This window comes from Pseudomonas sp. KK18 (assembly GCF_037094675.1).
Lineage (GTDB): Bacteria > Pseudomonadota > Gammaproteobacteria > Pseudomonadales > Pseudomonadaceae > Aquipseudomonas.
The window spans coordinates 5,398,102-5,422,615 of sequence record NZ_CP146605.1 but is presented as its reverse complement, the minus strand read 5'-3'; the positions used below and the strand labels follow the sequence as shown (position 1 = coordinate 5,422,615).

General features: G+C 61.8%; 22 protein-coding genes. 14 read left to right on the top strand and 8 right to left on the bottom strand.

Annotated features, from left to right (window positions below):
* The first annotated feature begins 70 nt into the window (after positions 1-70).
* Together V6607_RS24310 and V6607_RS24305 are read left to right on the top strand one after the other, a co-directional pair.
* The gene (locus V6607_RS24310; RefSeq protein WP_087692746.1) at positions 71-919 is read left to right on the top strand and encodes an oxidoreductase; all 849 of its coding nucleotides are present in this window, start codon (positions 71-73) and stop codon (positions 917-919) included.
* A 104-nt stretch (positions 920-1,023) separates the two neighbouring features.
* Positions 1,024-1,710 (top strand): HAD-IA family hydrolase, encoded by a 687-nt coding sequence (locus V6607_RS24305; protein WP_004371166.1) that lies wholly within the window; start codon positions 1,024-1,026, stop codon positions 1,708-1,710.
* A 117-nt stretch (positions 1,711-1,827) separates the two neighbouring features.
* On the opposite strand, the gene V6607_RS24300 is transcribed toward V6607_RS24305, so the two are convergent.
* Both V6607_RS24300 and V6607_RS24295 read right to left on the bottom strand, forming a co-directional pair.
* A complete protein-coding gene (locus V6607_RS24300; RefSeq protein ID WP_004371165.1) occupies positions 1,828-2,220 on the bottom strand; it encodes a YbaN family protein in 393 nt (130 codons plus the stop codon).
* A gap of 20 nt (positions 2,221-2,240) precedes the next feature.
* Entirely contained in the window at positions 2,241-2,828 is a 588-nt protein-coding gene (locus V6607_RS24295) for a YecA family protein (RefSeq protein ID WP_004371163.1), read from the bottom strand.
* Between the two features lie 276 nt (positions 2,829-3,104).
* On the opposite strand from V6607_RS24295, the gene recQ reads away from it, so the two are divergent.
* Both recQ and V6607_RS24285 read left to right on the top strand, forming a co-directional pair.
* Positions 3,105-5,231 carry a DNA helicase RecQ gene (gene recQ / locus V6607_RS24290; protein WP_004371161.1) on the top strand — a complete coding sequence of 709 codons (2,127 nt, stop codon included), beginning with the start codon at positions 3,105-3,107 and terminating at the stop codon, positions 5,229-5,231.
* A 121-nt stretch (positions 5,232-5,352) separates the two neighbouring features.
* Positions 5,353-5,787 carry a MarR family transcriptional regulator gene (locus tag V6607_RS24285; protein WP_004371158.1) on the top strand — a complete coding sequence of 145 codons (435 nt, stop codon included), beginning with the start codon at positions 5,353-5,355 and terminating at the stop codon, positions 5,785-5,787.
* 132 nt (positions 5,788-5,919) lie between these two features.
* Here the strand turns inward: V6607_RS24285 and V6607_RS24280 are convergent, their stop codons facing one another.
* Positions 5,920-8,109: a patatin-like phospholipase family protein gene (locus V6607_RS24280; protein WP_003214625.1), complete on the bottom strand. Its 2,190-nt coding sequence runs from the start codon at positions 8,107-8,109 to the stop codon at positions 5,920-5,922.
* 83 nt (positions 8,110-8,192) lie between these two features.
* Here V6607_RS24280 and V6607_RS24275 point away from each other — a divergent pair, with 83 nt between their 5' ends.
* Complete coding sequence (locus V6607_RS24275; RefSeq protein WP_003214624.1) at positions 8,193-8,480, top strand: SelT/SelW/SelH family protein; 288 nt, start codon at positions 8,193-8,195, stop codon at positions 8,478-8,480.
* Here the strand turns inward: V6607_RS24275 and V6607_RS24270 are convergent.
* On the bottom strand, positions 8,474-9,364 hold the full coding sequence (locus V6607_RS24270) for a DMT family transporter (protein WP_102369680.1): 891 nt from the start codon (positions 9,362-9,364) through the stop codon (positions 8,474-8,476). The genes V6607_RS24275 and V6607_RS24270 overlap by 7 nt on opposite strands.
* A 154-nt stretch (positions 9,365-9,518) precedes the next feature.
* Positions 9,519-10,310 carry an AraC family transcriptional regulator gene (locus V6607_RS24265; RefSeq protein WP_134327115.1) on the bottom strand — a complete coding sequence of 264 codons (792 nt, stop codon included), beginning with the start codon at positions 10,308-10,310 and terminating at the stop codon, positions 9,519-9,521.
* 133 nt (positions 10,311-10,443) lie between these two features.
* Here V6607_RS24265 and V6607_RS24260 point away from each other — a divergent pair, with 133 nt between their 5' ends.
* Positions 10,444-11,253: a UDP-2,3-diacylglucosamine diphosphatase gene (locus V6607_RS24260; RefSeq protein WP_003214618.1), complete on the top strand. Its 810-nt coding sequence runs from the start codon at positions 10,444-10,446 to the stop codon at positions 11,251-11,253.
* 149 nt (positions 11,254-11,402) lie between these two features.
* Here the strand turns inward: V6607_RS24260 and V6607_RS24255 are convergent, their stop codons facing one another.
* The 3 genes from V6607_RS24255 to phhA form a co-directional block, all read right to left on the bottom strand.
* Complete coding sequence (locus V6607_RS24255) at positions 11,403-12,599, bottom strand: amino acid aminotransferase (RefSeq protein ID WP_134327114.1); 1,197 nt, start codon at positions 12,597-12,599, stop codon at positions 11,403-11,405.
* Positions 12,599-12,955: a 4a-hydroxytetrahydrobiopterin dehydratase gene (locus tag V6607_RS24250; protein WP_010166022.1), complete on the bottom strand. Its 357-nt coding sequence runs from the start codon at positions 12,953-12,955 to the stop codon at positions 12,599-12,601. The genes V6607_RS24255 and V6607_RS24250 overlap by 1 nt, the downstream gene beginning before the upstream one ends.
* A gap of 104 nt (positions 12,956-13,059) precedes the next feature.
* Entirely contained in the window at positions 13,060-13,851 is a 792-nt protein-coding gene (gene phhA, locus V6607_RS24245) for a phenylalanine 4-monooxygenase (RefSeq protein WP_003214615.1), read from the bottom strand.
* A 266-nt stretch (positions 13,852-14,117) separates the two neighbouring features.
* Here phhA and V6607_RS24240 point away from each other — a divergent pair, with 266 nt between their 5' ends.
* The 8 genes from V6607_RS24240 (at position 14,118) to V6607_RS24205 (ending at position 24,357) form a co-directional block, all read left to right on the top strand.
* A complete protein-coding gene (locus V6607_RS24240) occupies positions 14,118-15,683 on the top strand; it encodes a sigma-54-dependent transcriptional regulator (protein ID WP_134327113.1) in 1,566 nt (521 codons plus the stop codon).
* A gap of 307 nt (positions 15,684-15,990) precedes the next feature.
* Positions 15,991-16,731 (top strand): flagellar basal body rod protein FlgF, encoded by a 741-nt coding sequence (locus tag V6607_RS24235; protein ID WP_003214611.1) that lies wholly within the window; start codon positions 15,991-15,993, stop codon positions 16,729-16,731.
* Between the two features lie 63 nt (positions 16,732-16,794).
* Entirely contained in the window at positions 16,795-17,580 is a 786-nt protein-coding gene (gene flgG, locus V6607_RS24230) for a flagellar basal-body rod protein FlgG (RefSeq protein WP_003214609.1), read from the top strand.
* Positions 17,581-17,633: 53 nt separating this feature from the next.
* Positions 17,634-18,329 (top strand): flagellar basal body L-ring protein FlgH, encoded by a 696-nt coding sequence (flgH, locus tag V6607_RS24225; RefSeq protein ID WP_003214607.1) that lies wholly within the window; start codon positions 17,634-17,636, stop codon positions 18,327-18,329.
* A 27-nt stretch (positions 18,330-18,356) separates the two neighbouring features.
* Positions 18,357-19,445, top strand: coding sequence for a flagellar basal body P-ring protein FlgI (locus V6607_RS24220; RefSeq protein ID WP_032899355.1), 1,089 nt, complete (start codon positions 18,357-18,359; stop codon positions 19,443-19,445).
* A 4-nt stretch (positions 19,446-19,449) separates the two neighbouring features.
* Complete coding sequence (gene flgJ / locus V6607_RS24215; RefSeq protein ID WP_134327112.1) at positions 19,450-20,712, top strand: flagellar assembly peptidoglycan hydrolase FlgJ; 1,263 nt, start codon at positions 19,450-19,452, stop codon at positions 20,710-20,712.
* Between the two features lie 10 nt (positions 20,713-20,722).
* A complete protein-coding gene (gene flgK, locus V6607_RS24210; RefSeq protein WP_102604682.1) occupies positions 20,723-22,759 on the top strand; it encodes a flagellar hook-associated protein FlgK in 2,037 nt (678 codons plus the stop codon).
* Positions 22,760-22,773: 14 nt separating this feature from the next.
* The gene (locus V6607_RS24205) at positions 22,774-24,357 is read left to right on the top strand and encodes a flagellar hook-associated protein 3 (RefSeq protein WP_003214602.1); all 1,584 of its coding nucleotides are present in this window, start codon (positions 22,774-22,776) and stop codon (positions 24,355-24,357) included.
* The last annotated feature ends 157 nt before the right edge of the window (positions 24,358-24,514 follow it).

The following is a 24,514-nucleotide window of genomic DNA, read 5'->3' as shown; positions in this document are numbered from 1 at the left end:
AGATTATGCATCTTTTTAGCAAGAACAGCGGCGCGCATACTTTTCCTACACACACGAGGATTGGCCCTTTATGACGACTTCCACCGCAAAACCCGTCTGGTTCATCACTGGCTGCTCCACCGGTTTCGGCCGCCAGCTGGCGTTGCACACCCTGAGCCTCGGCTACCCGACCGTGGTCACCGCGCGTAATCCGCAGCAGGTGCAAGACATCGTTGCCGGTCACGAAGAAAACGCCCTGGTCCTGACGCTGGACGTTACCGACCAGGCCCAGGTCGAGGCGGCTGTCAAAGCGGCTGAAGAACGTTTCGGCCATATCGACGTACTGGTCAACAACGCCGGTGTCGGCTACTTCGGCTCCTTCGAAGAAAGCGACCTGGATGACGTGCGCAACATGTTCGAAATCAACGTGTGGGGCTTGAGCGCCATGACCCGCGCGGCCTTGCCCGGCATGCGCGCCCGGCGCTCGGGCAGCATCGTGAACATTTCCTCGGTGGGCGGTGTGGCGGCGTTCCCGTCGCTGAGTTTCTACAATGCGACCAAGTTTGCGGTGGAGGGCCTTTCCGAGGCGCTGTCCCAGGAAGTCGCGCCGTTGGGGATCAAGGTGTTGCTGGTCGAGCCGGGCCCGTTCCGCACCGACTGGGCCGGGCGTTCGGCCAACGAGGCGGCTCACGGGATTGCCGACTACAAGGAAACGGCGGTGGCACGGGCCAATATGGTTCGCAACTACAGCGGCAAGCAGCCGGGTGATCCGGTGCGCGCGGCGATTGCCATCGTCAAGGCGGTGGAGGCTGAGCAACCGCCATTGCGCCTGTTGCTGGGCAAGGCTGCGTTGACCTTTGCGCGGACCAAGGTGAAGGCGTTGAGTGCGGATTTTGATGCGTGGGCTGAGGTAACTGAGGGGGCGGATTTTCCCGAGTGAAGCACTGACTGGATTCGGCACAAGGCCGTAACGGTTGCTTGCAGGTAACGCTGGCCGTTATTGTGCTGAATCCTTTTAGTCCTTTTGCCCACGGATCTGTAGTGATGAATGCACCGCGTACCGCTGTCCCGATCAAGGCTGTCATTTTCGATATGGACGGGTTGTTGCTGGACACAGAAGGCATCTACACCGAAGTCACACAGATCATCGCCGAACGCTATGGCCGTACCTATGACTGGGGGATCAAGCAGCACATCATTGGTCGCGGCGCCCAGGACCTGGCGGATTACGTGGTCAAGGCGCTGGACCTGCCGATTACCCCCGCAGAATTCCTGGTGATCCGCGAGCCGCTGATGAGCGAGCGTTTCCCCAAGGCCTTGGGCATGCCGGGCGCTGAGGCGCTGGTGCGGCACTTGAAGGCGCATAACATTCCGATTGCTGTGGGCACCAGTTCGTCGCGCAATTCGTTTGGCCACAAGACCACGTTGCACCGTGAGTGGTTTGGGCTGTTCGACACTATCGTCACGGCGGATGACCCGGAGGTCGGGGCGGCCAAGCCGGCGCCGGATATCTTCCTGACGGCGGCGCGCCGCTTGGGTGTGGCACCAGAGGATTGCCTGGTGTTTGAGGATTCGCCGTTTGGCGTGACAGCGGCGAAGGCTGCGCACATGACCGCGATTGCGGTGCCGGATGAGGCGATGGCGGACAGCAAGTATCACCATGCCGACCAGATTATTCGCAAGTTGGCTGACTTTGATTTGGCGGCGTATGGCTTGCCGCCGATGCGTTGATCCCTCTGAAGCGACGGGATTAAAAATGTGGGAGCGGGCTTGCTCGCGAATACGGTGTGTCAGCCGATACATGTGCTGACTGATCCACCGTATTCGCGAGCAAGCCCGCTCCCACATTTAGTCCTGCGGTGCCTTGGGCAAGGTCTTCTGCCGCAAAATATAAACCGTCACCAACACCGCACTGGTCAGCATGAACCCTCGCGCCCAGATCAGCGGCACCAGGTAGCAGGAAAACCCGATACTCACCCACATCAACCCAATGGCATACACCTTGCCCTTGAGCGGAATCCCGTTGCCATCCAGATAGTCACGGATCCACGGCCCCAGGCGCGGGTGTTCCACCAGCCAGTGGTAGAAGCGCGGGGAGCTACGGGCAAAGCAGGCGGCAGCCAGCAGAAGGAAGGGGGTAGTGGGCAGCACCGGCAGGAAGATGCCGATTACCCCGAGCGCCACGCTCAACCAGCCGATGGCCAGCAGAACGTAACGCAGGATCACGGAACGGTTGCCCATGGGCGCCACGGGCAACGGTCTTAGTGGTGGCGAGGCTTGAGGATCGCCGGCTTTTCGTCAGGTGCGTTGCACAGCAGGTACAGGGCGGTCAGCGCTTCCGGGATCTGAACGATCATGTCGTCCATCAGGTTGGCGTCGGCGGCGATGTCGGAGAACTCAGGTTGCTCGTCGAACAGGCCGGAACCGACCATGATCGGCAGCAGCATTTCGCTGACTTCTTCTTCAGCCGTTTCGAACCAGGCCTCTTCACGCAGGAACACGCCTTCCATGAAACCGATGCACCAGCCGCGCAGTTCGGAGTCGTCCGGGTCTTCGCCCAGGTCCAGGTCGCAAGGCAGTTCGAACTCTTCATCGGAAGCCAGTTGGCGGCCAATGTGAGCCTTGAGGGCCAGCAGGGTCGATTCGATTTCTTCGCGCTGGGCGGCATCACTGTAGTGAGGCTCTTCGGAGAACAGGGCGTCGATCCATTCACGGTCGGGAACGACATCGGAGCAGATCGACAGCGCGGTCAGATAGCCGTGGGCGGCCACGTAGTCCAGCGCCTCGTCGTGCAGCTCATCGGCATCGAGGAAGGCTTGCAGGCGGGTTAGTTGCTCAGCGAAGGACATTGACGGACTACCTTGGGAATAAACGATGGGCAATTCTAGGCTTTCTTGAGCTGCCAGGCCAGCCGCAGCACAGATTTGAGAGGTATTTGAGCCCGGCGGCAATTCACCAACGGCACCCTTTGCCGGGTAACGCTCGGGTATACTGCCGCGTTTTGTGATGCCCCTGCAGGCCAAGCGCCAGTCGCGGGAAAAGTTCGCTTACGGATTATTTCCCGCTCAAGCGTGCTTTTTCGACCAGCCTGTACAGAGGGATTTCGGCGATATTTGGAGTTTTTCATGCTCGAGCAGGCTCAACGCGTCCTCAAGGACATCTTCGGCTACGACAGTTTTCGTGGCCGCCAGGGTGCGATCATTGAGCGCGTGGCCAACGGCGGCGATGCCCTTGTCCTGATGCCTACCGGCGGCGGCAAGTCGCTGTGCTTCCAGGTACCGGCACTCCTGCGGGAAGGGCTTGCGGTGGTGGTGTCACCGTTGATCGCCCTGATGGACGACCAGGTGGCCACCCTTGAAGAGCTCGGCGTGGCGGCTGCTTCGCTGAACTCCACCCTCAGCGCCGAACAGCAGCGCGACCTCGCTGCCCGGATCAAGCGCGGCGAAGTGAAGATGCTTTACCTCGCCCCCGAGCGCCTGGTGCAGCCACGGATGCTGGCGTTCCTGCAGAGCCTGGAAATCGCCCTGTTCGCTATCGACGAAGCCCACTGTGTGTCCCAATGGGGCCACGATTTCCGTCGTGAATACCTGCAACTGGGCCAGCTGGCGGAACTGTTCCCCAACGTCCCGCGCATCGCCCTGACCGCCACCGCCGACAAGCGGACCCGCGAAGAAATCGTCGAGCGCCTGCACCTGCAGAACGCCGAGCGCTTCCTCTCGAGCTTCGACCGGCCGAATATCTTTTACCGCATTGTGCCCAAGGAACAGCCGCGCAAGCAGTTGCTGGCGTTCCTCTCCGATCGGCGCAGCGACGCCGGCATTGTCTATTGCCTGTCGCGCAAGAAGGTCGATGAGGTCGCCGCATTCCTCAGTGAACAAGGCTACCCGGCACTGCCGTATCACGCGGGTTTGCCCAACGAACTGCGGGCCTACCACCAGAAGCGCTTCCTCAACGAGGAAGGCCTGATCATGGTCGCCACCATCGCGTTCGGCATGGGCATCGACAAATCCAACGTGCGCTTCGTGGCCCATATGGATCTGCCCAAATCCCTCGAGGCGTACTACCAGGAAACCGGGCGTGCCGGCCGTGACGGCCTGCCGGCGGATGCGTGGATGGTCTACGGCCTGCAAGACGTGGTGATGCTCAAGCAGATGCTGCAGAACTCCGAAGGCGACGAGCGCCACAAGCGCCTGGAACAGCACAAGCTCGACGCGATGCTGTCGCTGTGTGAAGAAACCCGCTGCCGTCGCCAGACCTTGCTCGCCTACTTCGACGAAGACATGCCCAAGCCCTGCGGCCACTGCGACAACTGCGTGGACGGCGTGCAGACCTGGGACGCCACCGAGCCGGCGCGCCAGGCGTTGTCGGCGATCTACCGCACCGGCCAGCGCTATGGCGTCGGCCACCTGGTGGACGTGTTGCTGGGCAAGGACAATGAAAAGATTCGCAGCTTCGGCCACGAAAAACTCTCGGTCTACGGTGTGGGCAAGGCCCGCGCCGAAGGCGAGTGGCGCTCGCTGTTCCGGCAGATGGTCGCCCGTGGCCTGGTGGACATCGACCTGGAAGGCTACGGCGGCCTGCGCCTGAACGACAGTTGCCGGCCGCTGCTCAAGGGCGAAGTCAGCCTGGAGCTGCGCCGCGACCTCAAGCCGCAAACCACCGCCAAGAGCAGCACCAGCCAGGCCAGCCAACTGGTGCGTTTCGAAGAGCGCGAACAGTGGGAAGCCCTGCGCGCGCTGCGTAAGAAGTTGGCGCAGGAACACAGCGTGCCGCCTTACGTCATCTTCCCGGACTCCACCTTGCTGGAAATGCTCCGCGACCATCCCACTACCCTCGGCGAGATGGCCAGGGTCAGCGGCGTCGGTGCGCGCAAGCTGGAGCGTTATGGCCAGGCCTTCCTCGAAGTGCTCGGCGGCCAGGTCGAGGCGCCGAAAGAGGTCGCCGACATCCGCCACGAGTTGATCAGCCTCGCCCGTGCCGGCATGACCCCGATCCAGATTGCCGGGCAGCTGCAGTGCTCGGAAAAGAACGTCTACACCTTGCTCGCCGAGTCCATTGGCAAGCAGCAGTTGTCGTTGGAGCAGGCCCTTGATCTGCCGGAAGATTTGCTCGGTGAAATCCAGGATGCATTCCTGGATGGAGAAGGCGAATTGCCACCCGTTTCCGAGATTGCGCCGCTGTTTACCGGCCGCGTTCCCGAGGGCGTTTTGTACTGCGTAAGGGCCGCTTTGCAGTCGGAATTCGAGATTTGATGTGCCAATTACGACAATGTAACGAATCAGTACATACCGGGTCTTGCCTACTGGCATGGGTCATGCTTAGCTGACTAATAATTAGCCACACTTTATTTTCAGTCTAATCCATGAGTTTTTTATGCCGTTAACCGATCAACACCGTTTTGGCATGCAGTTGGCGCATATGTCCCGAGGATGGCGTGCCGAGCTGGATCGCCGCTTGGCAGGTTTGGGCCTGTCCCAGGCACGCTGGCTGGTGCTGCTGCACCTGGCCCGTTTTACCGAACCGCCTACCCAGCGTGAGTTGGCGCAGAGTGTCGGGGTAGAGGGGCCCACCTTGGCCCGTTTGCTCGACAGCCTGGAAAGCCAGGGCCTGGTGCAACGCCAGGCCGTGGTGGAAGACCGCCGCGCCAAGCGCATCGTGCTGTGCGACACCGCGAAGCCGCTGATCGAGCAGATCGAGACCATCGCCACGGCCTTGCGCCATGAGCTGTTTGTGGGGGTTGATGAAGAGGATCTGCGGGTGTGCATGCGGGTGCATGAACACATCCTCGGAAATCTCGAGAAGTCCTGACCCCAAGTACACAGAAGATCAAAAATGTGGGAGCGGGCTTGCTCGCGAAGGCGGAGTGTCAGTGAATACATGTGCTGACTGACACACCGCCTTCGCGAGCAAGCCCGCTCCCACATGGGTTTTGCGGCGTAGCTAGAAGGTTTGCCCCAGGTTCAGGTACACCGCCTGCTGACTGTCATCGTTAAACCCATAACTGAAATTCAACGGCCCCAGCGGCGTATCAAACCCCAGGAAAATACTGGCGGCGTTGATGTACCCGCTGTCGTATTCATTGTCGTTGTTCCAAGCCCGCCCTCGCTCCAGTGACGCGCCCAGGTACAACGGGAAATCCAGCGGCAAATAAGACCGCGGCGTCAGCCGGCGATAGTAGACCGCGCGCATCAGGCTGATGTTCTGCCCGGCAATCGCATCCTCCCGGAAGCCCGACAGCTGCCGCGCGCCCCCCAGCAGAAAGCTGGAAATCACCACGTCCGACTTATCCAGGGTGCGCCCATAGCGCCCGCCGAGGATCAGTGTGTCCGGCCCGCTGCTCATGGCTTTGTCCAGCTTGAACTCCCACTGGCGATAGCGCTGGTCCGAACCCAGCCCCGGTTCGAACTCCCGGAAGGCCAGGCCAATGTCTTCGCCGGTATGGGGGAAGTACACGTTGTCGAACGAGTCGAAGGAGTACTTCAGCTCATAGAAACCCTCGCTGAAGTTGATGCTCGGTGAATTCCGGTCGCCAATGCGCACATCCGCCTTGCCCCAGGCCTCGCCGACGCCGAAACGAATCTCGCCGCTGTTGCCGATCTGCCGGCCCACGTTCAGGCCGAAGCCGTAGCGTTCCAGGCGGTATTCCGAGATCGGGTTATTGTCTTCAATCAGTTCGACGTTCTGCGCCTGGGCACTGATATAGGGCGCGACGAAGTAGCGTGAACCGGTGTCCATCGGCTGATAGAACTCGCTGTACAGCTCCTGCTTGTCCCCGATCTGCACCCGCGTCAGCCATTCGGCGCCGAGGCGGTTGATGCCGTTCATGCGGTAGCTGGCGCCGAGGTTGAAGGCGCTGTCGCCGCGCATGTCATCCGACAGGTTCAGGCCCAGGCGCAGGTAGTCGGTGCCGCTGCGTTTGCCCCGGGCACTGATGACCAGGGTGTTGTCCTTGCCCTTTTTCACCACGCGGTATTGCACCTGTTCGAAGTAATCCAGGCCGTACAGAGTGCCCATGTCGGTTTGCAGGCGGGCCAGGTCCAGGGGCTCGCCGAGGTTCTGGCGGATGTAGTAGCGGATCACCTCGTCGCCCACCTTGGAGTCGTTCTCTACCTTGATTGCGGTGATCACCGGGTTGCGCTCGCCGGGCGTTCGCGCGGCCACCAGCGACGGGTCCACCGGTTCGGCCGGGCGCAGGTGCGCCAGGCGCACGTCGAGTGCGCGGGTGGCGCGGTAGCCCGCGTCGATCATGTCCTTGGCGCGCCCGAAATCCGTCACCCCGTAGGCGGCCAGGGGCGGCTGGATCAGCACGTCGCGGGGCGCCAGGGCCTTGAGTTGTTCTTCGGAATTGCGCCGGGTCATCAGGGTGATGGACTGGTTGAGCACGTCCACCACGGTGTTGAGTTGCTTGCGTGAGCGCAGCGGGGTGCCGATGTCGACGACGATGGCGATGTCGACCCCCATTTCCCGCGCCACATCCAGCGGGATGTTATCGGTCATGCCGCCATCCACCAGCAGCCGGCCATCCAGTTCCACCGGGGCAAATACCGCCGGGATCGACATGCTGGCGCGGATCACCTGGGGCAGGTGGCCTTTGCGGAACACCACTTTTTCACCACTGGTGATGTCGGTGGCCACGGCGCGGAAGGGGATCGGCAGCTTGTCGAAATCCCGCACGTTACTGGTGTGGGCGAACATGCTTTCCAGCAGCAAGGCCAGGTTCTGACCCTGGATCACCCCCAGTGGCAGGCCGAGGCTGCCGTCGTCGCGGAAGCTGAGTTTCTGTTTGACCAGGAAATCCCGGTCATCCTGCTTGCGCCGGAATGGCACGTCTTCCCGCGGTGGCGCGTCAGACAGGGCGAGCTTCCAGTCGATGTTCAGCGCGAGTTTTTCCAGCTCGTCGATCTTGTAGCCCGAGGCGTACAGCCCGCCGATCACCGCACCCATGCTGGTGCCGGCAATCGCATCGATGTGGATGCCCTGTTCTTCCAGGGCCTTGAGCACGCCAATGTGCGCCAGGCCACGGGCGGCACCGCCGGAGAGGACCAGGCCGATCTTCGGGCGCGGATTTTCGACGGCTTGGACGAGGACAGGGAACAGGCACAGCAACAGGCAGGACAACAGGCGGCGCATCATCAATCTCAAGGCAGGACGATAAAGGCCGGTATTATAGCCACTCGATCCTTTCAACCCGCCAAGCAGGAGCCAGTCAATTCATGTCAGCGGCCAAGCCCGAGATTGTCATCACCTATTGCACCCAGTGTCAGTGGCTGCTGCGCGCCGCCTGGCTGGCCCAGGAACTGCTGAGCACGTTCGCCGATGACCTCGGCAAAGTGGCCCTGGAGCCGGCCACCGGCGGTGCGTTTCGGATTACCTGCGACGGTGTGCAGATCTGGGAACGCAAGGCCGACGGGGGCTTCCCGGAAGCCAAGGTGCTCAAGCAACGGGTACGTGACCAGATCGACCCGCAACGGGACCTGGGGCATAACGACCGTACTCAATGAACCTCGGCCGTGGTGGCCGGCTGCTTGGCCGGTTTGGCGCCGCCCATCAGCCCGGACACCACGATGGCCACGATGATCAGCGCGCCGCCCATCAGCATGCGCAGGGTCGGCGTTTCAGCAAACAGCAGCCAGGCCGCGGTGATGCCGTACACCGGCTCCATGGCAAACACCACCGCCGCCGTGCGCGCCTTGAGCACCGCGAGGCTGGCGACAAACAGGCTATGGGCCAGGCCGGTGCAGAACACCCCGAGCAGACCGATCCACAGCCAGTCCACTGGTCGCACTTCGGCCAGCCCGGGCGCGGCGACGGGCAACAGGCACAGCGCTACCACCACGTTCTGGCACAAGGCGGCCTGCACCGGCGGGATGCGCCCACTGGCGCGGTTGTTCAGCGACAGCAGCGAGAACAACAACCCGGAGCCGACCGCCCACAACAAGCCGCTGGTGGCCTGGCTGGCGAGATTGAAATCCGGCGTGACCAGCACCAGGCCGATGCTCACCAGCACCACCAGCAGGATCTCGTTGGCGCGAATCCGCTCGCGGAAAATCAAGCCTTCGAGAATCACCGTGAACGCCGGGAACGTGGCGAAGCCCAGGGTGGCGATGGCCACACCGGCGACCTTTACCGCAATAAAGAAACTCACCCAATGCCCGGCCAGCAGCAGGCCGCTGACCAGCAGGCGGCGCCAGTCGCGGGCTTGCAGCTTCTGCCAGGGCGTGTTGCTGGCAAAGCGCGCAAAGATCGCCAGGGCAATGACCGCGAACGCGGCGCGGCCGAACACGATAATCGCCGGCGAAGCGGCCGCCAGTTTGCCGAACACACCAGTGAGGCCAAACATCAATGCGCCGATATGCAGGGCGCCGAGGGCTGTGCGGGGAGTCATTGCGATCCTTAAACGACGGGTTTACAGGATCGCAGTCTAGAGGGTTGCAGGCATTCGCGTCTGTCGTTGGGCTCGCGGCTTTTGTCGCAGGACTCTTGCTTGGTGAAGATCCCTGTGGGAGCTGGCTTGCCTGCGATGCAGGCAACTCGGTCGTTCAGATAGCGCGCGGTGATGCTATCGCAGGCAAGCCAGCTCCCACACCGGGCGGTGCTCGTCTGAAGGCTCGGGGCGAGAGGCCAAACTCGCGCAACATCGCCGCAGCAAATGCACTTTGCGAACCATAGCCCACCCGCGCGGCAATCTCGCCGATCGGCAGCTGGCTGTCGCGCAACAGGCCGCGGGCCATCTGCAAGCGCCGGGTGCGTATGTAGTCCATCGGCGTCTGCCCGCTTTCCGCGATAAACCGTGCATGCAGGCGGGCGACGGACAGGTCGGCGAGCTTCGCCAGGTCCGCCACTTGCAGTGGGTGCGCGGCGTGCCGCTGGATATGCGCATCGAACGCGGCATAGGGCAGGCGCTTGCCCTCCGGCGGCTGCGCAAGGTTGAGGCTGGCCAGCAGCAATACGGCGCCTTGCTGGGCGATCAGCGGATCGTCCACCGGGCTGCTTGCCAACCACTGCACCAGTTGGCTTTGGCGATTGTCGAGGGTCAGGTGTGCGCACCGGTCGAGCAAGCGGCGGCTGGCGTCGGCATGCTCGCCCAGGGACTGGGCCAGCCAGTGCTCATCGGGCACGTCCAGCACCAGGCAGCGGCTGCCATCGCGACTGCGGCACGCGTGATGGGCGGAGTAGGGCAGCACCATCACACTGCTGTGCTGCACCTGGCCGCCCCGGCCATCCACCTCGAAGTCCAGGTGCCCGGACAGGCCAAACACCAGCTGTGCATGGTCGTGGCTATGGGCGATAGGCGCATCGGGGTAGTGGCGTAGCGTGAGGTTGGGTCTCATCGCAGTCTCCTGGGCAGGCCTGCAGTTTACATCGCTTCGCCGCCTGCGGGCGCTGTCATCAGACTGACGCAACACTGTCATGGGCTATTAATCCCGTGGGCGCAAGCTCGCGAAAACACCGTGAGGCATGCCCATGACCAGCGCCGAACTCGCCAAACCCAGCCGCAAGCAACGCGTGCGTACCCTGTGGATTTCCGACGTGCATTTGGGCACCCGGGATTGCCAGGCCGAACACCTCTCGCATTTCCTCAAGGGCTACCACGCCGACAAGGTCTACCTGGTGGGCGACATCATCGACGGCTGGAAGCTGCGCAGTGGCATGTATTGGCCCCAGGCCCACACCAACGTGATCCGCCGCCTGCTGACCATGAGCAAGCGCGGCACCGAGGTGATCTACGTCACCGGCAACCACGATGAATTCCTGCGGCGTTATTCGAAGCTGATCCTTGGCAATATCCAGTTGGTGGACGAAGCGGTGCACGTGACTGCCGATGGCCGGCATTTGCTGGTGATCCATGGCGACCAGTTCGACGTGATCACCCGGTATCACCGCTGGCTGGCGTTCCTTGGCGATTCGGCCTACGAATTCACCCTCACGCTCAACCGCTGGTTGAACCACTGGCGGGCGCGCTATGGCTACGGCTATTGGTCGTTGTCGGCGTACCTCAAGCACAAGGTCAAGACGGCGGTGAGCTTTATCAGTGATTTTGAAGAAGCGATCGCCCACGAAGTGACCAAGCGCGAGCTGCATGGCGTGGTGTGCGGGCACATTCACCATGCGGAGATTCGCAAGGTGGGCGAGGTGGACTACCTCAATTGCGGGGATTGGGTGGAGTCGTGCACGGCGCTGATCGAGCACTGGGACGGGCATATCGAGCTGTATCGATTGGCGGATGCCCAGGCGAAAGAGGCGCAACTAAAGGCCGAAATGGTCGCGGGCTAAGCCTCAAACCCACAGACTCACAGACTCACTCAGTCTAAATGTGGGAGCGGGCTTGCTCGCGAATGCGGAGTGTCAGTCACCAGATAATTCGACTGACCCACCGCCTTCGCGAGCAAGCCCGCTCCCACATTTGGAGCCGGTTTCTTCAGTCAGGTGTGGGAAACATCCGCGATCGCTTCTGCCAACAGCGTCAACCGCGTCGCATCAATCCCCGCCACGTTCGCACGCCCGGAATTGACCATATACACGCTGTGCTTGTCCCGCAGTTGCTTCACCTGGTCCGCACTCAACCCGGTATAGGAAAACATCCCGCGTTGCGCCGCAATATGCGCAAACCGCTCCGACAACCCATGGGGCGCCAACGCCTCCACCAGCCCGGAACGCAGCTGCGCAATCCGCGCCCGCATCGCTTCCACCTCCTCGGCCCACTGCTTTTTCAGCCCGGCGTCACCGAGAATCGTCGCCACCACAGCAGCACCATGGTCCGGCGGCGTCGACCACAAGTTACGCGCAATGAACGCCAGCTGGCTGCGCACATCCGTCAGTTTCTCGGCGTCCGCCGCGCACACAATCAACGCGCCGACACGGTCGCTGTACAAGCCGAAGTTCTTCGAGCAGGAACTGGTGATCAGTACTTCAGGCAGCTCAGCCGCGAACAGCCGCACGGCCCATGCATCCTGTTCCAGGCCATCGCCAAAACCCTGATACGCAAAGTCGATCAGCGGCAGCAACTGACGTTCCTGGACGATCTTCAGCACCTGGCGCCAGTCATCGTGGGACAGGTCGAAACCGGTCGGGTTGTGGCAGCAGGCGTGCAGCAGCACCACATCGCCCTCAGGCACCGTCGACAGGGTGGCCAGCATTGCCGCTACGTCCAGACGATTGTCGCTGCCCACGTACGGGTAATGGCTGACCTTGAGCCCGGCCTTGGCGAAGATGGTTTCGTGGATCGGCCAGGTCGGGTTGCTCAGCCATACGCCACGGCCGGGCAGGCTGTGGGCGATAAAGTCGGCGCTCAGGCGCAGCGCGCCGGTGCCGCCAGGCGTCTGGGTGGCGCCAGCGCGGCGTTCACTCAGCAGCGGCGAACCAGCGCCCAGCACCAGCTCGCTGATCAGCTTGCCGAACGCGGCATTGCCATGGCCGCTGATGTAGGTCTTGGTGGTTTGTTGTTCCACCAGGCGCTGCTCGGCCAGTTTTACCGAATGGGGGATCGGCGTCAGGCCCTGGTCGTCCTTGTACACGCCCACGCCGAGGTCGAACTTGAGCGGGTTCGGGTCCTGGGCATACAGCTCCATCAGCCCGAGGATCGGGTCCCCGGGCACCCGGCCAATTGCGTCGAAATGCATTACTTGCGGCCCTCGGCATCCTTGGCCACTTCGTCGGTGCGCGCGGCCATGATGAAGTCGTTGCGGTGCAGGCCCTTGATGGAGTGGCTCCACCAGGTCACGGTGACTTTGCCCCATTCGGTGAGCAGGCCCGGGTGATGGCCTTCAGCTTCGGAGATCGCGCCCACGGCGTTGGTGAAGGCCAGGGCGAATTTGAAATTCTTGAACAGGAAGACCTTTTCCAGCTGCATCACGCCATCGCGTACTTCGATGTTCCAGTCGGGGATCTGCTTGATCAGCACCGGCAACTCTTCGTCGCTGACTTGCGGGGCGTCGGCGCGGCAGGCTTCGCAGTGGGCTTGGTTCAACGTGGTCATGTGGGTATTCCTGAAATCGAGTATTTGGAAACGGTCGTCAGTAGCGTCACCCTAAAGCAACGCGGGGCCAGGGAACAGACTCACCTGGCCCTAAAAGCCGCAGTTCAAGCCGCTTTTGGCTTGGGCGGGAACTTCGGTGCGTGCAGCCCCAGCTGCATCCCGCGTTCGACCATGCCCATGATGTCTTCCTGCGCCACTTCGAACAGACGCTTAAGGTTGGGCAGGGCGAAGTACACGGGTTGCAGGATGTCGATACGATACGGCGTGCGCATCGCTTCGAGCGGGTCGAAGGCTTGATGCTCGGGCACGTCCGAGAGGCAGTACACGGTCTCCTTGGGCGAAGACAGGATGCCGCCACCGTAGATGCGCCGGCCTTCGGGCGTGTCCACCAGGCCGAACTCGATGGTCATCCAGTACAGGCGCGCCAGGTACACGCGCTGTTCCTTGGTGGCGGCCAGGCCGAGCTTGCCGTAGGTGTGGGTGAATTCCGCGAACCAGGGGTTGGTCAGCAGTGGGCAATGGCCGAAGATCTCGTGAAAAATGTCCGGTTCCTGCAGGTAATCCAGCTCTTCACGGGTACGAATAAACGTCGCCACCGGAAACTGCTTGTTGGCGAGCAATTCGAAAAAAGTCTGGAAGGGGATCAGCGCCGGCACCCGGGCGACTTGCCAGCCTGTGGTCTCGGCCAGCACTTTGTTGACTTCCGCCAGCTGTGGAATGCGGTCGTGGGGCAGGCCGAGCTTGTCGATGCCGTCCAGGTATTCCTGGCAGGCGCGGCCCTCGATCACTTTCAGTTGGCGCGTGATCAGGGTGTTCCACACCGCGTGTTCTTCGGGCGGATAGTCGATAAAACCGTTCGCGTCGGGCTCGCGGGCCACGTACTGCGTCTGCTTCATACTGCTCTCCTGCTAGGCATTCGTTCTTGTTATGTCCTGGGATGAGCCTATTGATACGCCGCCTGGGCCAGGAAGCCATCCTCCTGTGCCACGCTTTTGTAGGAAAAGTTACTGAGATTCGTAAAGTTTTCGTTACGGATGAAGCGATTCGTTCTCCCTGTGGCGTATTTTGGGTGTGAATCGTCTCGCAGCTGTCACATAATCTTGACGATTATCTGCGGCCGGCGGCAAAAAGACGCAGCGACTCCACCTCTTCGGGCCTTCTCATGCGTATCAAAGTGCATTGCCAGAACCGCATCGGCATCCTGCGGGACATCCTCAACCTGCTGGTGGAGTACGGCGTGAACGTTGCCAAGGGCGAGGTCGGTGGCGAGCACGGCAACGCCATCTACCTCTATTGCCCGAACCTGGTGAACCTGCAGTTCCAGGCATTGCGCCCGCAGTTCGAGGCGATTGCCGGGGTATTTGGCGTCAAGCGGGTAGGGCTGATGCCCAGCGAGCGTCGGCATATGGAGCTCAATGCGCTGCTGGGGGCGCTGGAGTTTCCGGTGCTGTCCATCGACATGGGTGGCTCCATCGTCGCGGCCAACCGCGCGGCGGCGCAGTTGCTCGGAGTACGGGTGGATGAGGTGCCGGGCATTCCGTTGTCGCGCTACGCCGAAGATTTCGATTTGCCGGAACTGGTACGGGCCAGCAAGTCTCGAATCAACGGCCTGCGGGTCAAGGTCAAGGGCGATGTATTCCTGGCCGATATTGCGCCGCTGCAATCCTCCGAGCATGACGACAGCGAAGCCATGGCCGGCGCCGTACTGACCCTGCACCGCGCCGACCGGGTGGGTGAGCGTATCTACAATGTGCGCAAGCAGGAGCTGCGCGGCTTCGACAGCATTTTCCAAAGCTCCAGGGTCATGGCCGCCGTGGTGCGTGAGGCTCGGCGCATGGCGCCGTTGGATGCGCCTCTATTAATAGAAGGCGAAACCGGCACCGGCAAAGAGTTGCTGGCCCGCGCTTGTCACCTGGCCAGCCCGCGCGGCCAGTCGCCGTTGATGGCGCTCAACTGCGCCGGTTTGCCCGAGTCCATGGCCGAGACCGAGTTGTTCGGCTATGGTCCCGGCGCCTTTGAAGGGGCGAGGGCGGAGGGCAAGTTGGGACTGCTGGAGCTGACGGCGGGCGGTACGTTGTTTCTCGACGGCGTCGGCGAAATGAGCGCGCGGTTGCAGGTGAAGTTGCTGCGCTTTCTGCAGGACGGCTGCTTTCGCCGTGTAGGCAGTGATGAAGAGGTGTACCTGGATGTGCGGGTGATCTGCGCGACCCAGGTGGACCTTTCCGAACTGTGCGCCCGGGGCGAATTCCGCCAGGACCTTTACCATCGTCTCAATGTGCTCTCGCTGCATATCCCGCCGCTGCGCGAGTGCCTCGACGGTTTGCCGCCGCTGGTGGAGCACTTCCTGGATCAGGCCAGCCGGCAGATCGGCTGCCCGCTGCCCAAGCTCGCACCGGCGGCGATGGAACGCCTCAGCCATTACCACTGGCCGGGGAATGTGCGGCAGTTGGAGAACGTGCTGTTCCAGGCGGTTTCGCTGTGTGAGGGCGGCACCGTCAAGGCCGAGCACATTCGCCTGCCGGACTATGGCGTGCGCCAGCCGCTGGGGGATTTTTCCCTGGAAGGCGGGTTGGAGGAGATCGTCGGGCGCTTTGAAAAGGCCGTGCTGGCGCAGTTGTATACAGAACATCCCAGCAGCCGTCTGTTGGGCAAGCGGCTGGGCGTGTCCCACACCACTATTGCCAACAAGTTGCGGGACTACGAAGTCGTCAAAGCCGAACGCGGTTAAACCTGTGGGAGCGGGCTTGCTCGCGAATGCGGTGGGTCAGTCGAATTATCCGGTGACTGACACTCCGCATTCGCGAGCAAGCCCGCTCCCACATGGGTTCTTTGTCGGTCTTGATACCTGCACTTGCCGTTAGCGGCATAAGTCCGCCGTTTTTTCGACTCTCTTCCTACTGCCCTCAGCTGCCACCTGCCGGCAAACCCCCGCCCCGCCTGGACTTTCCCTCATTTCAAAAAGTTGGTTCGCAAATTGCTTAAGCCTCATCAGTACAGCGGTGGGCGGCAAGCGTCCGTCAGAAAGAGGAAAGAGCGTGGATAAGTACCTTTACGTGGCAATGACCGGCGCCAGCCAGAATGCACTGGCGCAGAAGGCCCACGCCAACAACTTGGCGAACGTTTCCACCAATGGTTTCCAGCGTGACCTGGAACAGGCGCGCTCGATGCCGGTGTTCGGTGACAGCTTTCCGGCGCGGGCCTTTGCCTTGACCGAGCGCCCAGGCACGGACTTTTCCCCTGGCGCGATGATTGAAACCGGCCGTGACCTCGATGTGGCCGTCAGCGGCGACGGCTGGATGGCCGTGCAAAACCCGGATGGCGGCGAGTCCTACGTGCGCAGCGCCAGCATGAACGTCGATGCGCTGGGCGTGCTGCGGGCCGGCAACGGTATGCCGATCATGGGCAACGGCGGCCCGATTGCCGTGCCGCCCCAGCAGCAGATCGAAGTCGGCCAGGACGGCACCATCAGCATCCGCGCCATGGGCGAAGGCCCGCGGGTGATGGCTGAAGTGGACCGGATCAAGCTGGTGCAGCCCGACCTCAAGAACATGACCAAGGGCCTCGACGGCACCATCCACACCAAGGATGGCCAGCCGGCCCAGGCCGATGCCAACGTCAAGCTGACGTCGGGCTTCCTGCAGGCGAGCAACGTGAACGCCGTCGAAGAAATGACGGCAGTCCTGGCCCTGTCCAAGCAGTTCGAATTGCACATCAAGATGATGAACAGCGCCAAAGAAGACGACCAGGCCATGACCCGCGTCCTGGCGATGAGCTGATAGCAGCCACACACTAATTTTTGTAGCGCGGCGCCATAAAACAGGCGCACGAAGGAGAAGAACATGCTTCCGGCTCTATACGTTGCCAAGACAGGCCTGTCCGCTCAGGACACCAACCTGACCACCATTTCCAACAACCTGGCCAACGTGTCGACCACGGGTTTCAAACGTGACCGCGCCGAGTTCCAGGACTTGCTCTATCAGATCAAGAAGCAGCCTGGCGCCCAGTCGACCCAGGACAGCGAATTGCCGTCGGGCCTGCAACTGGGTACCGGTGTGGCAATCGTTGGCACCCAGAAGAACTTCAGCGCCGGTAACCTGCAGCAGACCGGCCAGCCGCTGGACCTGGCAGTCAACGGCAAGGGTTTCTTCCAGATCCTGCAGCCGGACGGCACCACCACCTACACCCGTGACGGTACGTTCCACCTGGACTCCAACGGCCAGGTCGTGACCGCCAATGGCTTCGCGCTGGAGCCGGCGATTGTCGTGCCGAACAACGCCCAGACTTTCACCGTCGGCAACGACGGCACCGTGTCGATCACCGTGGCCGGCAACCCGGCGTCCCAGGTGATCGGCAACCTGCAAACCGCCGACTTCATCAACCCGGCCGGCCTGCAGGCGATCGGTAACAACCTGTTCCTGGAAACCGCGTCCAGCGGCGCGCCGCAAATCGGCACCCCGGGCCTCAACGGTTTTGGTACCACCCTGCAAAGCACCCTGGAAACATCCAACGTCAGCACCGTTGAAGAGATGGTCAACATGATCACCACTCAGCGCGCCTACGAGATGAACTCCAAGGTGATTTCCACCGCCGACCAGATGCTTTCGTTCGTAACGCAGAATCTGTAATCAAGTCTATGGGGCGCCCTTGAAGGCGCCTGCAACACCGTGAGGTATGGGTCATGAATCGCTATGTTTCTGTTCTGGCATTGAGTGGGATTGCTGTGCTCGCGGGCTGTGTCGCCCCGACGCCTAAGCCCAATGACCCGTACTATGCGCCGGTGTTGCCGCGCACGCCGTTGCCGGCGGCCGCCAATAATGGCTCGATCTACCAGGCCGGGTTCGAACAGAACCTGTACAGCGACCGCAAGGCGTTCCGGGTGGGTGACATCATCACCATCACGCTGAACGAGAAGACCCAGGCGAGCAAGAACGCCAACTCGCAGATCGGCAAGACCAGCAAGACCAGCATCGGCCTGACTTCATTGTTTGGCGGTGTACCGAACACCAACAACCCGCTGGGCAGCGGTGACCTGAGCCTGGACGCCGGCTACAGCGGCGACCGCGCCACCAACGGCAAGAGTGCGGCAGGGCAGGGCAACAGCCTGACCGGCTCGATCACCGTGACCGTGGCCGACGTGCTGCCCAACGGCATCATTGCCGTACGCGGCGAGAAGTGGATGACCCTCAACACCGGTGACGAACTGGTGCGCATTGCGGGCATGGTTCGCGCCGACGATATCTCCACCGACAACACCGTGCCGTCGACACGGATTGCCGATGCACGCATCACCTACTCGGGTACGGGTTCGTTTGCTGACGCCAGTCAGCCGGGCTGGTTTGACCGTTTCTTCCTTAGCCCGCTGTTCCCTTTCTAGGTGATCACTTTGAACTTCAAACAGCTGATGGCTGCGATGTTGCTGCTGGCCCTGAGCGCAGGCGCCCAGGCCGAGCGCTTGAAAGACATCGCGAGCATTTCCGGCGTGCGGTCCAACCAACTGATCGGCTACGGCCTGGTGGTGGGGCTTAACGGCACGGGTGACCAGACCACCCAGACCCCGTTCACCCTGCAGACCTTCAACAACATGCTCTCGCAGTTCGGCATCAAGGTACCGCCGGGCTCGGGCAACGTGCAGTTGAAGAACGTCGCGGCGGTGTCCATCAGCGCTGACTTGCCGCCGTTCGCCAAGCCGGGGCAGGTGGTCGATATCACCGTCTCGTCCATGGGTAACTCGAAAAGCCTGCGCGGCGGCACCTTGCTGATGACCCCGCTCAAAGGTATCGACGGCAACGTCTACGCCATTGCCCAGGGCAACCTGGTGGTGGGTGGCTTTGATGCCGAAGGCCGCGACGGTTCGAAGATCACCGTCAACGTGCCGTCGGCCGGGCGGATTCCCGGTGGTGCCTCGGTGGAGCGCACCGTGCCCAGCGGCTTCAACCAGGGCAACAGCCTGACCCTGAACCTCAATCGCTCTGACTTCACCACCGCCAAGCGCGTGGTCGACAAGATCAATGAGCTGCTCGGCCCGGGCGTGGCCCAGGCCATCGATGGCGGCTCGGTTCGTGTGACGGCACCGCTGGACCCAAGCCAGCGTGTGGACTACCTGTCCCTGCTGGAAAACCTTGAGGTTGACCCGGGCCAGGCGGTGGCGAAAGTCATCATCAACTCGCGGACCGGCACCATCGTGATCGGCCAGAACGTCAAGGTTTCGCCAGCGGCCGTGACCCACGGCAGCCTGACCGTGACCATCACCGAAGACCCGATCGTCAGCCAGCCTGGCCCGTTGTCCAACGGCCAGACTGCCGTGGTACCCCGCTCGCGGGTAAATGCCCAGCAAGAAGCCAAGCCGATGTTCAAGTTCGGCCCCGGCACCACCCTGGACGAGATTGTCCGTGCGGTGAACCAAGTGGGCGCAGCGCCCGGCGACTTGATGGCGATCCTTGAAGCATTGAAACAGGCCGGCGCCTTGCAAGCCGACCTGATCGTGATCTGACGCCATGGCCATGGACATGCGCAAGAGCGGCCTGACCAGCACGGCGGATTCGGGTTCCTATTCCGACCTCAACCGGCTTAACCAGTTGAAGGTCGGCGACAAGAACAGCGACGGCAACATGCGCAAGGTCGCGCAGGAATTCGAGTCGCTGTTTCTCGGCGAGATGCTCAAGTCCATGCGTTCGGCCACCGAAGCCCTGGGCAAGGACAACCCGCTGAATACCCCGGCGGCCAAGCAGTACCAGGAAATGTACGACCAGCAGTTGGCGGTTTCCCTGTCTCGCGAGGGCGGTGGTATCGGCCTGGCGGACGTGCTGCTGCGCCAGATGCAGAAGAACAAACCGGTGGACGCCCAGGCGGCCACCTTGCAAGGCCCGGCTGCGCCCGCGAAGAAGGTGGATGTGCCGACTGAAATTGCCGCCGGTACCAAGGCCGATGGCCCGCTGGGCCGCAGCAATGGTCAGCGGCCATTGTGGGCGTACCGCGTGGCGGTGCCTGAAGGCACCAACTCCCACGCCAACGACATGGCGCTGATGAACCAGCGACGCATCTCGTTGCCCAGCAAGCTGACGGATCGCCTGCTGGCCGGCATCCTGCCGGGTGCCGAGGCTACCACTGCCGCCAAGGCCGCGCCGCTGCGCAACAGCGCTGCCGATGATGGCGTGGTCAACAGCACCGCCCGCAGCCTTGCCGCCATACCGCCTCGCGGGCAGATGCAGGTTTACGGCCGCGCCGTCGCCCAGCCACCGCTGGCACCGGCGAAGAAAGCCTTCAGCTCGCAGGATGAATTTGTCGCCACCATGTTGCCGATGGCCAAGCAGGCCGCCGCGCGGATTGGCGTCGACCCACGCTACCTGGTGGCCCAGGCCGCCCTGGAAACCGGTTGGGGTAAATCGGTGATGCGTGCCGAGGATGGCACCAGCAGCCACAACCTGTTCGGTATCAAGGCCGGCCAGAGTTGGCAGGGCGAACAGGCCCGGGCGATCACCAGCGAGTTTCGCGATGGCGCGATGGTCAAGGAGACGGCGCAGTTCCGTTCCTACAATTCCTACCAGGACAGCTTCCATGACCTGGTCACGTTGCTGCAAAGCAATGATCGCTATAAAGAAGTTGTGAAATCAGCCGACAACCCGGAACAGTTTGTGCGCGAGTTGCAAAAAGCCGGTTATGCAACCGACCCGGATTACGCCAGCAAGATTTCGCAGATCGCAAAAACGATGAACAGCTACCAGAACTACGCTGCCGCGGGCGCTTCCACTCATTTATAAGGTCTGAATCATGAGTTTGCTCAATATCGGGATGTCGGGGCTCAATGCCGCCCAGGGATCGTTGTCGGTCTTAAGTAACAACATCGCCAACGTCAACACCCCGGGATACTCGCGTCAACAGAGCGCTCAGACCGCGAATGCGTCGAACGCCTACGGCGGCGTATTTATCGGCACCGGTACGACCCTGGCGGACGTGCGTCGGGTGTACAACCAGTTCCTCACCACGGCTTACCAGAACAGCACGGCACTCGACAGCGATGCCAACGCCTACCTGGACCAGGCCAGTGCCATCGACAAGACCTTGTCGGATTCCAACACCGGCATGTCTTCGGTGCTCAGTGCCTTTTTCGCGGCGGCGCAGACGGCTTCTGCCACCCCGGGCGACGTGTCCGCGCGCCAATTGCTGCTGACCAGCGCCCAGACCCTGAGCAACCGCTTCAACTCCATTTCCGGCCAGTTGAACCAGCAGAAACAAACGATCAACAGTCAGTTGAGCACCATGACGGATCAGGTCAACAAGCTGACGTCCTCGATCGCCTCGCTCAACAAGCAGATTGCCCAGGCCCAGGGGACTTCCAGCAGTGCGCCGGCCAACCTGCTGGACTCGCGTGACGAAGCGGTGCGCTCGCTCAACGAGCTGATCGGCGTTACGGCCACGGAAAAAAACGGACAGTTCAGTATTACGACCGGTACGGGGCAGTCGCTGGTGGAAGGCGGGATATCCAATAATATCTCTGCGGTACCGAGTAGCACTGACAATAGCCAGTACACCATCCAGCTCTCGATGGGCGACTCGTCCATTGACCTTGGCAATGTGGTCACCGGCGGCAGTATCGGTGGCTTGCTGCGCTATCGCAGTGACGTGCTGATGCCGGCCATCAATGATCTGGGGCGCATCGCGATTGCCACGGCAGACACGATCAACAATCAGTTGGGCCAGGGCCTGGACCTCAACGGCGAATTCGGTTCGTCGCTGTTCACCGATATCAACAGCGCGGCGGCGATTTCCCAGCGCAGCCAAGGGGCCGCCGGCAACAGCGCGGGGTCTGGCAACCTGAATGTCACGATCAAGGACAGCAGCCAGCTGACGACCTACGACTACAAAGTCACGTTTACCAGTGGTAACCAGTACAACGTCGTCCGCTCCGACGGCAAGGCCATGGGTTCGTTCGACACCACCACCACGCCGCCGCCGGTGATTGATGGCTTTACCCTGGCACTGGACGGCAAAGGGCCCATGGCTGCCGGTGACAGCTTCAAGGTCAGCCCCACGGCCAACGGGGCCACGGGCATCGGTGTCGACCTGAAGGACGTCAACAAGCTCGCCTTCGCGGGCCCCTTGGCGGGGAACGCGAGCAAGACCAACACCGGCACCGGTACGTTCACACCGCCTCAGCTGACTGTGCCGCTGGATATTCATGGCGGCGCTGATACCGCCCAGTTGCGCGCCGGCATCGAAAACTCCATGCCGGTAAAAATGCTCTTTGGCAAGCCGGCCGCCGACGGCACCCAGTCGTATACGGTGAGCGACGCGCAAGGCAATCCGATCGGCAGTGGCACCATCATCCCGGGCCAGGGCAACAAGATCAGCATCAACGTACCGATGCGCGATGCCTCGGGTGCGTTGATCCCGGGCAAAAGCTTCAACTTCGACACCACGGTCGGCGGCTCGCCTGCCAATGGTGACAGCACGACTTTCTCGTTCAACGCTTCGGGCACCTCCGACAACCGCAATGCCCAGCAATTGCTGGACTTGCAGACCAAGGCCACCGTGGGCGCCAGCGACGGCAGCCCGGGTGTGAGCCTGGTCAGCGCCAACGCCCGACTCGTGTCGCAGGTGGGCTCAAAAGCCAGCCAGGCCGCTACCGACTCCACCGCGACGGGTGCGCTGTTGGCAGCGAACAAGGCGGCCAGCAACTCGGTGTCCCAGGTCAACCTGGATGAAGAGGCGGGTGACATGATCAAGTTCCAGCAGTACTACACCGCGTCGTCGCAGATCATCAAGGCTGCGCAAGAAACTTTCAGCACACTGATTAATGCCCTTTAAAGGAGTCTGGGACGATGCGTATTTCTACACAGCAGTATTTCGACACCAGCGCCAGCAAGTACCAGACGAACTATTCCGGTGTGGTGAAAGCCCAGGACCAGGCGAGCAGCGGTATCCGGGTGCAGACCGCCTCCGATGACCCCGTCGCCGCCGCGCGCTTGCTGCAATTGCAGCAACAGAAAGACATGCTTGGCCAGTTCAACGGCAACATCAACACCCTGCAGAACTCGCTGACCAACGAAGAATCGGTGTTAAAGAGCATCAACACCGCCTTGCAGCGCGGTAATGAACTGGCGCTGCGTGCGGCCAACCAGTCCCTGAGCGATGACGATCGTAAATCCATCGCCAGCGAAGTGGGCGCGCTTGAGGACCAGGTGCTGGGCTTGCTCAACTCCAAGGATGCCAACGGCAACTACATGTTTTCCGGGTCGAAAACCGACACGCCGCCTTACATCCGCAATAACGACGGCACCTACACGTATCAGGGTGACGAGACGCCGCTGAGCTTGCAGATCTCGGACAATCTGTCGATGGCGGGGGGCGACACCGGTAAGTCGATGATGGAAAGTTCGACCAACACCGGTCGCACCCAGGCTACGTTGTTGCCGCCTGCGGTCAATGACGGCAAGGTCGCGGTATCGGCGGGCACGGTGACCTCCGGTGTCACCTACACCAAGAGTTTTACCGACGGCCAGCCCTACAAGCTGACCTTCAGCAGCAGCACGCAGTATTCCGTGACCGACAAGGACGGTAACGACGTTACCTCCGAGATTCCCGGCAACGGCACTTTCGACGCGACCAAAGAGGGCGCATCCAGCGTCAACCTGCGCGGCGTCAAGTTCGATATCAGCCTGACGCTCGGCGCGGACGTTGCGCCCGGCGCTGACTCCGACGCACTGGTGGCGGGCAAGGCGTTCACCCTGCAATCCAAGCCGGACACCTTCAGTGCTTCGCGTTCGCCAGGCAACGCGTCGACTGCACAAGTGACCGGTGGCCAGGTGACGGATCAGGCGGCCTACGCCAGCACCTTCCCTGATACCGGTGCGGTGATCAAATTCACCAGCGGCACCACGTATGAGGTGTATGCGCAGCCCTACAGTCCGAACAGCAAGACCATCGCGACCGGCACCATGGCTGCCGGTGCCACCTCGATCAACGCGGCCGGCGTGACGTTCGACATCAGTGGTGCGCCAGGGGCGGGCGACCAGTTTGCGGTCAGCGCCGTCAGCAACAAGAACGAAAACGCCCTGGACACATTGAGCCAATTGCGCAAAGCCCTGGAAACGCCGGCTGACGGCAACCTGGTCGCGCAGAACAACCTCAAGGATGTGGTGGCCAAAACCATCGGCAACCTGAACAACGCCAGTTCACAGATTGACCAGGTGCGCGGCTCCATCGGTGCTCGCCAGAATGCCCTGGATCTTCAAACGGATGAGAACACCAGCCTGGGGACTGCCAATACCAACACCATGAGTTCCTTGGGCAACGTCGACATGGGTCAGGCGGCGATCAACCTGCAGCTTCAGCAAACCATGCTGCAGGCCTCTCAGTTGGCCTTTGTGAAAATCTCTCAGTTGAGCCTGTTCAACAAAATGTGATGTCCGCGGCTGCAAACCGGCGGCTCACCCTGGAAACGGGGTGGGCCGTTGTGGTTTTTGGCGTTTGTATGTCCCCGTGTTTCGCACAAAGCGCAGAAAATTGAGTGACCTGTGAGTCATAAAGCGCATCTTCACTGTATCGTGTGAAAAGGATAGG

Excerpts from the sequence above, each read along its gene's own strand:
- V6607_RS24310 (WP_087692746.1), top strand. The coding sequence starts at position 71 with ATGACGACTTCCACCGCAAAACCCGTCTGGTTCATCACTGGCTGCTCC.
- V6607_RS24305 (WP_004371166.1), top strand. The coding sequence starts at position 1,024 with ATGAATGCACCGCGTACCGCTGTCCCGATCAAGGCTGTCATTTTCGAT.
- V6607_RS24300 (WP_004371165.1), bottom strand. The coding sequence starts at position 2,220 with ATGGGCAACCGTTCCGTGATCCTGCGTTACGTTCTGCTGGCCATCGGC.
- V6607_RS24295 (WP_004371163.1), bottom strand. The coding sequence starts at position 2,828 with ATGTCCTTCGCTGAGCAACTAACCCGCCTGCAAGCCTTCCTCGATGCC.
- recQ (WP_004371161.1), top strand. The coding sequence starts at position 3,105 with ATGCTCGAGCAGGCTCAACGCGTCCTCAAGGACATCTTCGGCTACGAC.
- V6607_RS24285 (WP_004371158.1), top strand. The coding sequence starts at position 5,353 with ATGCCGTTAACCGATCAACACCGTTTTGGCATGCAGTTGGCGCATATG.
- V6607_RS24280 (WP_003214625.1), bottom strand. The coding sequence starts at position 8,109 with ATGCGCCGCCTGTTGTCCTGCCTGTTGCTGTGCCTGTTCCCTGTCCTC.
- V6607_RS24275 (WP_003214624.1), top strand. The coding sequence starts at position 8,193 with ATGTCAGCGGCCAAGCCCGAGATTGTCATCACCTATTGCACCCAGTGT.
- V6607_RS24270 (WP_102369680.1), bottom strand. The coding sequence starts at position 9,364 with ATGACTCCCCGCACAGCCCTCGGCGCCCTGCATATCGGCGCATTGATG.
- V6607_RS24265 (WP_134327115.1), bottom strand. The coding sequence starts at position 10,310 with ATGAGACCCAACCTCACGCTACGCCACTACCCCGATGCGCCTATCGCC.
- V6607_RS24260 (WP_003214618.1), top strand. The coding sequence starts at position 10,444 with ATGACCAGCGCCGAACTCGCCAAACCCAGCCGCAAGCAACGCGTGCGT.
- V6607_RS24255 (WP_134327114.1), bottom strand. The coding sequence starts at position 12,599 with ATGCATTTCGACGCAATTGGCCGGGTGCCCGGGGACCCGATCCTCGGG.
- V6607_RS24250 (WP_010166022.1), bottom strand. The coding sequence starts at position 12,955 with ATGACCACGTTGAACCAAGCCCACTGCGAAGCCTGCCGCGCCGACGCC.
- phhA (WP_003214615.1), bottom strand. The coding sequence starts at position 13,851 with ATGAAGCAGACGCAGTACGTGGCCCGCGAGCCCGACGCGAACGGTTTT.
- V6607_RS24240 (WP_134327113.1), top strand. The coding sequence starts at position 14,118 with ATGCGTATCAAAGTGCATTGCCAGAACCGCATCGGCATCCTGCGGGAC.
- flgG (WP_003214609.1), top strand. The coding sequence starts at position 16,795 with ATGCTTCCGGCTCTATACGTTGCCAAGACAGGCCTGTCCGCTCAGGAC.
- flgH (WP_003214607.1), top strand. The coding sequence starts at position 17,634 with ATGAATCGCTATGTTTCTGTTCTGGCATTGAGTGGGATTGCTGTGCTC.
- V6607_RS24220 (WP_032899355.1), top strand. The coding sequence starts at position 18,357 with ATGGCTGCGATGTTGCTGCTGGCCCTGAGCGCAGGCGCCCAGGCCGAG.
- flgJ (WP_134327112.1), top strand. The coding sequence starts at position 19,450 with ATGGCCATGGACATGCGCAAGAGCGGCCTGACCAGCACGGCGGATTCG.
- flgK (WP_102604682.1), top strand. The coding sequence starts at position 20,723 with ATGAGTTTGCTCAATATCGGGATGTCGGGGCTCAATGCCGCCCAGGGA.
- V6607_RS24205 (WP_003214602.1), top strand. The coding sequence starts at position 22,774 with ATGCGTATTTCTACACAGCAGTATTTCGACACCAGCGCCAGCAAGTAC.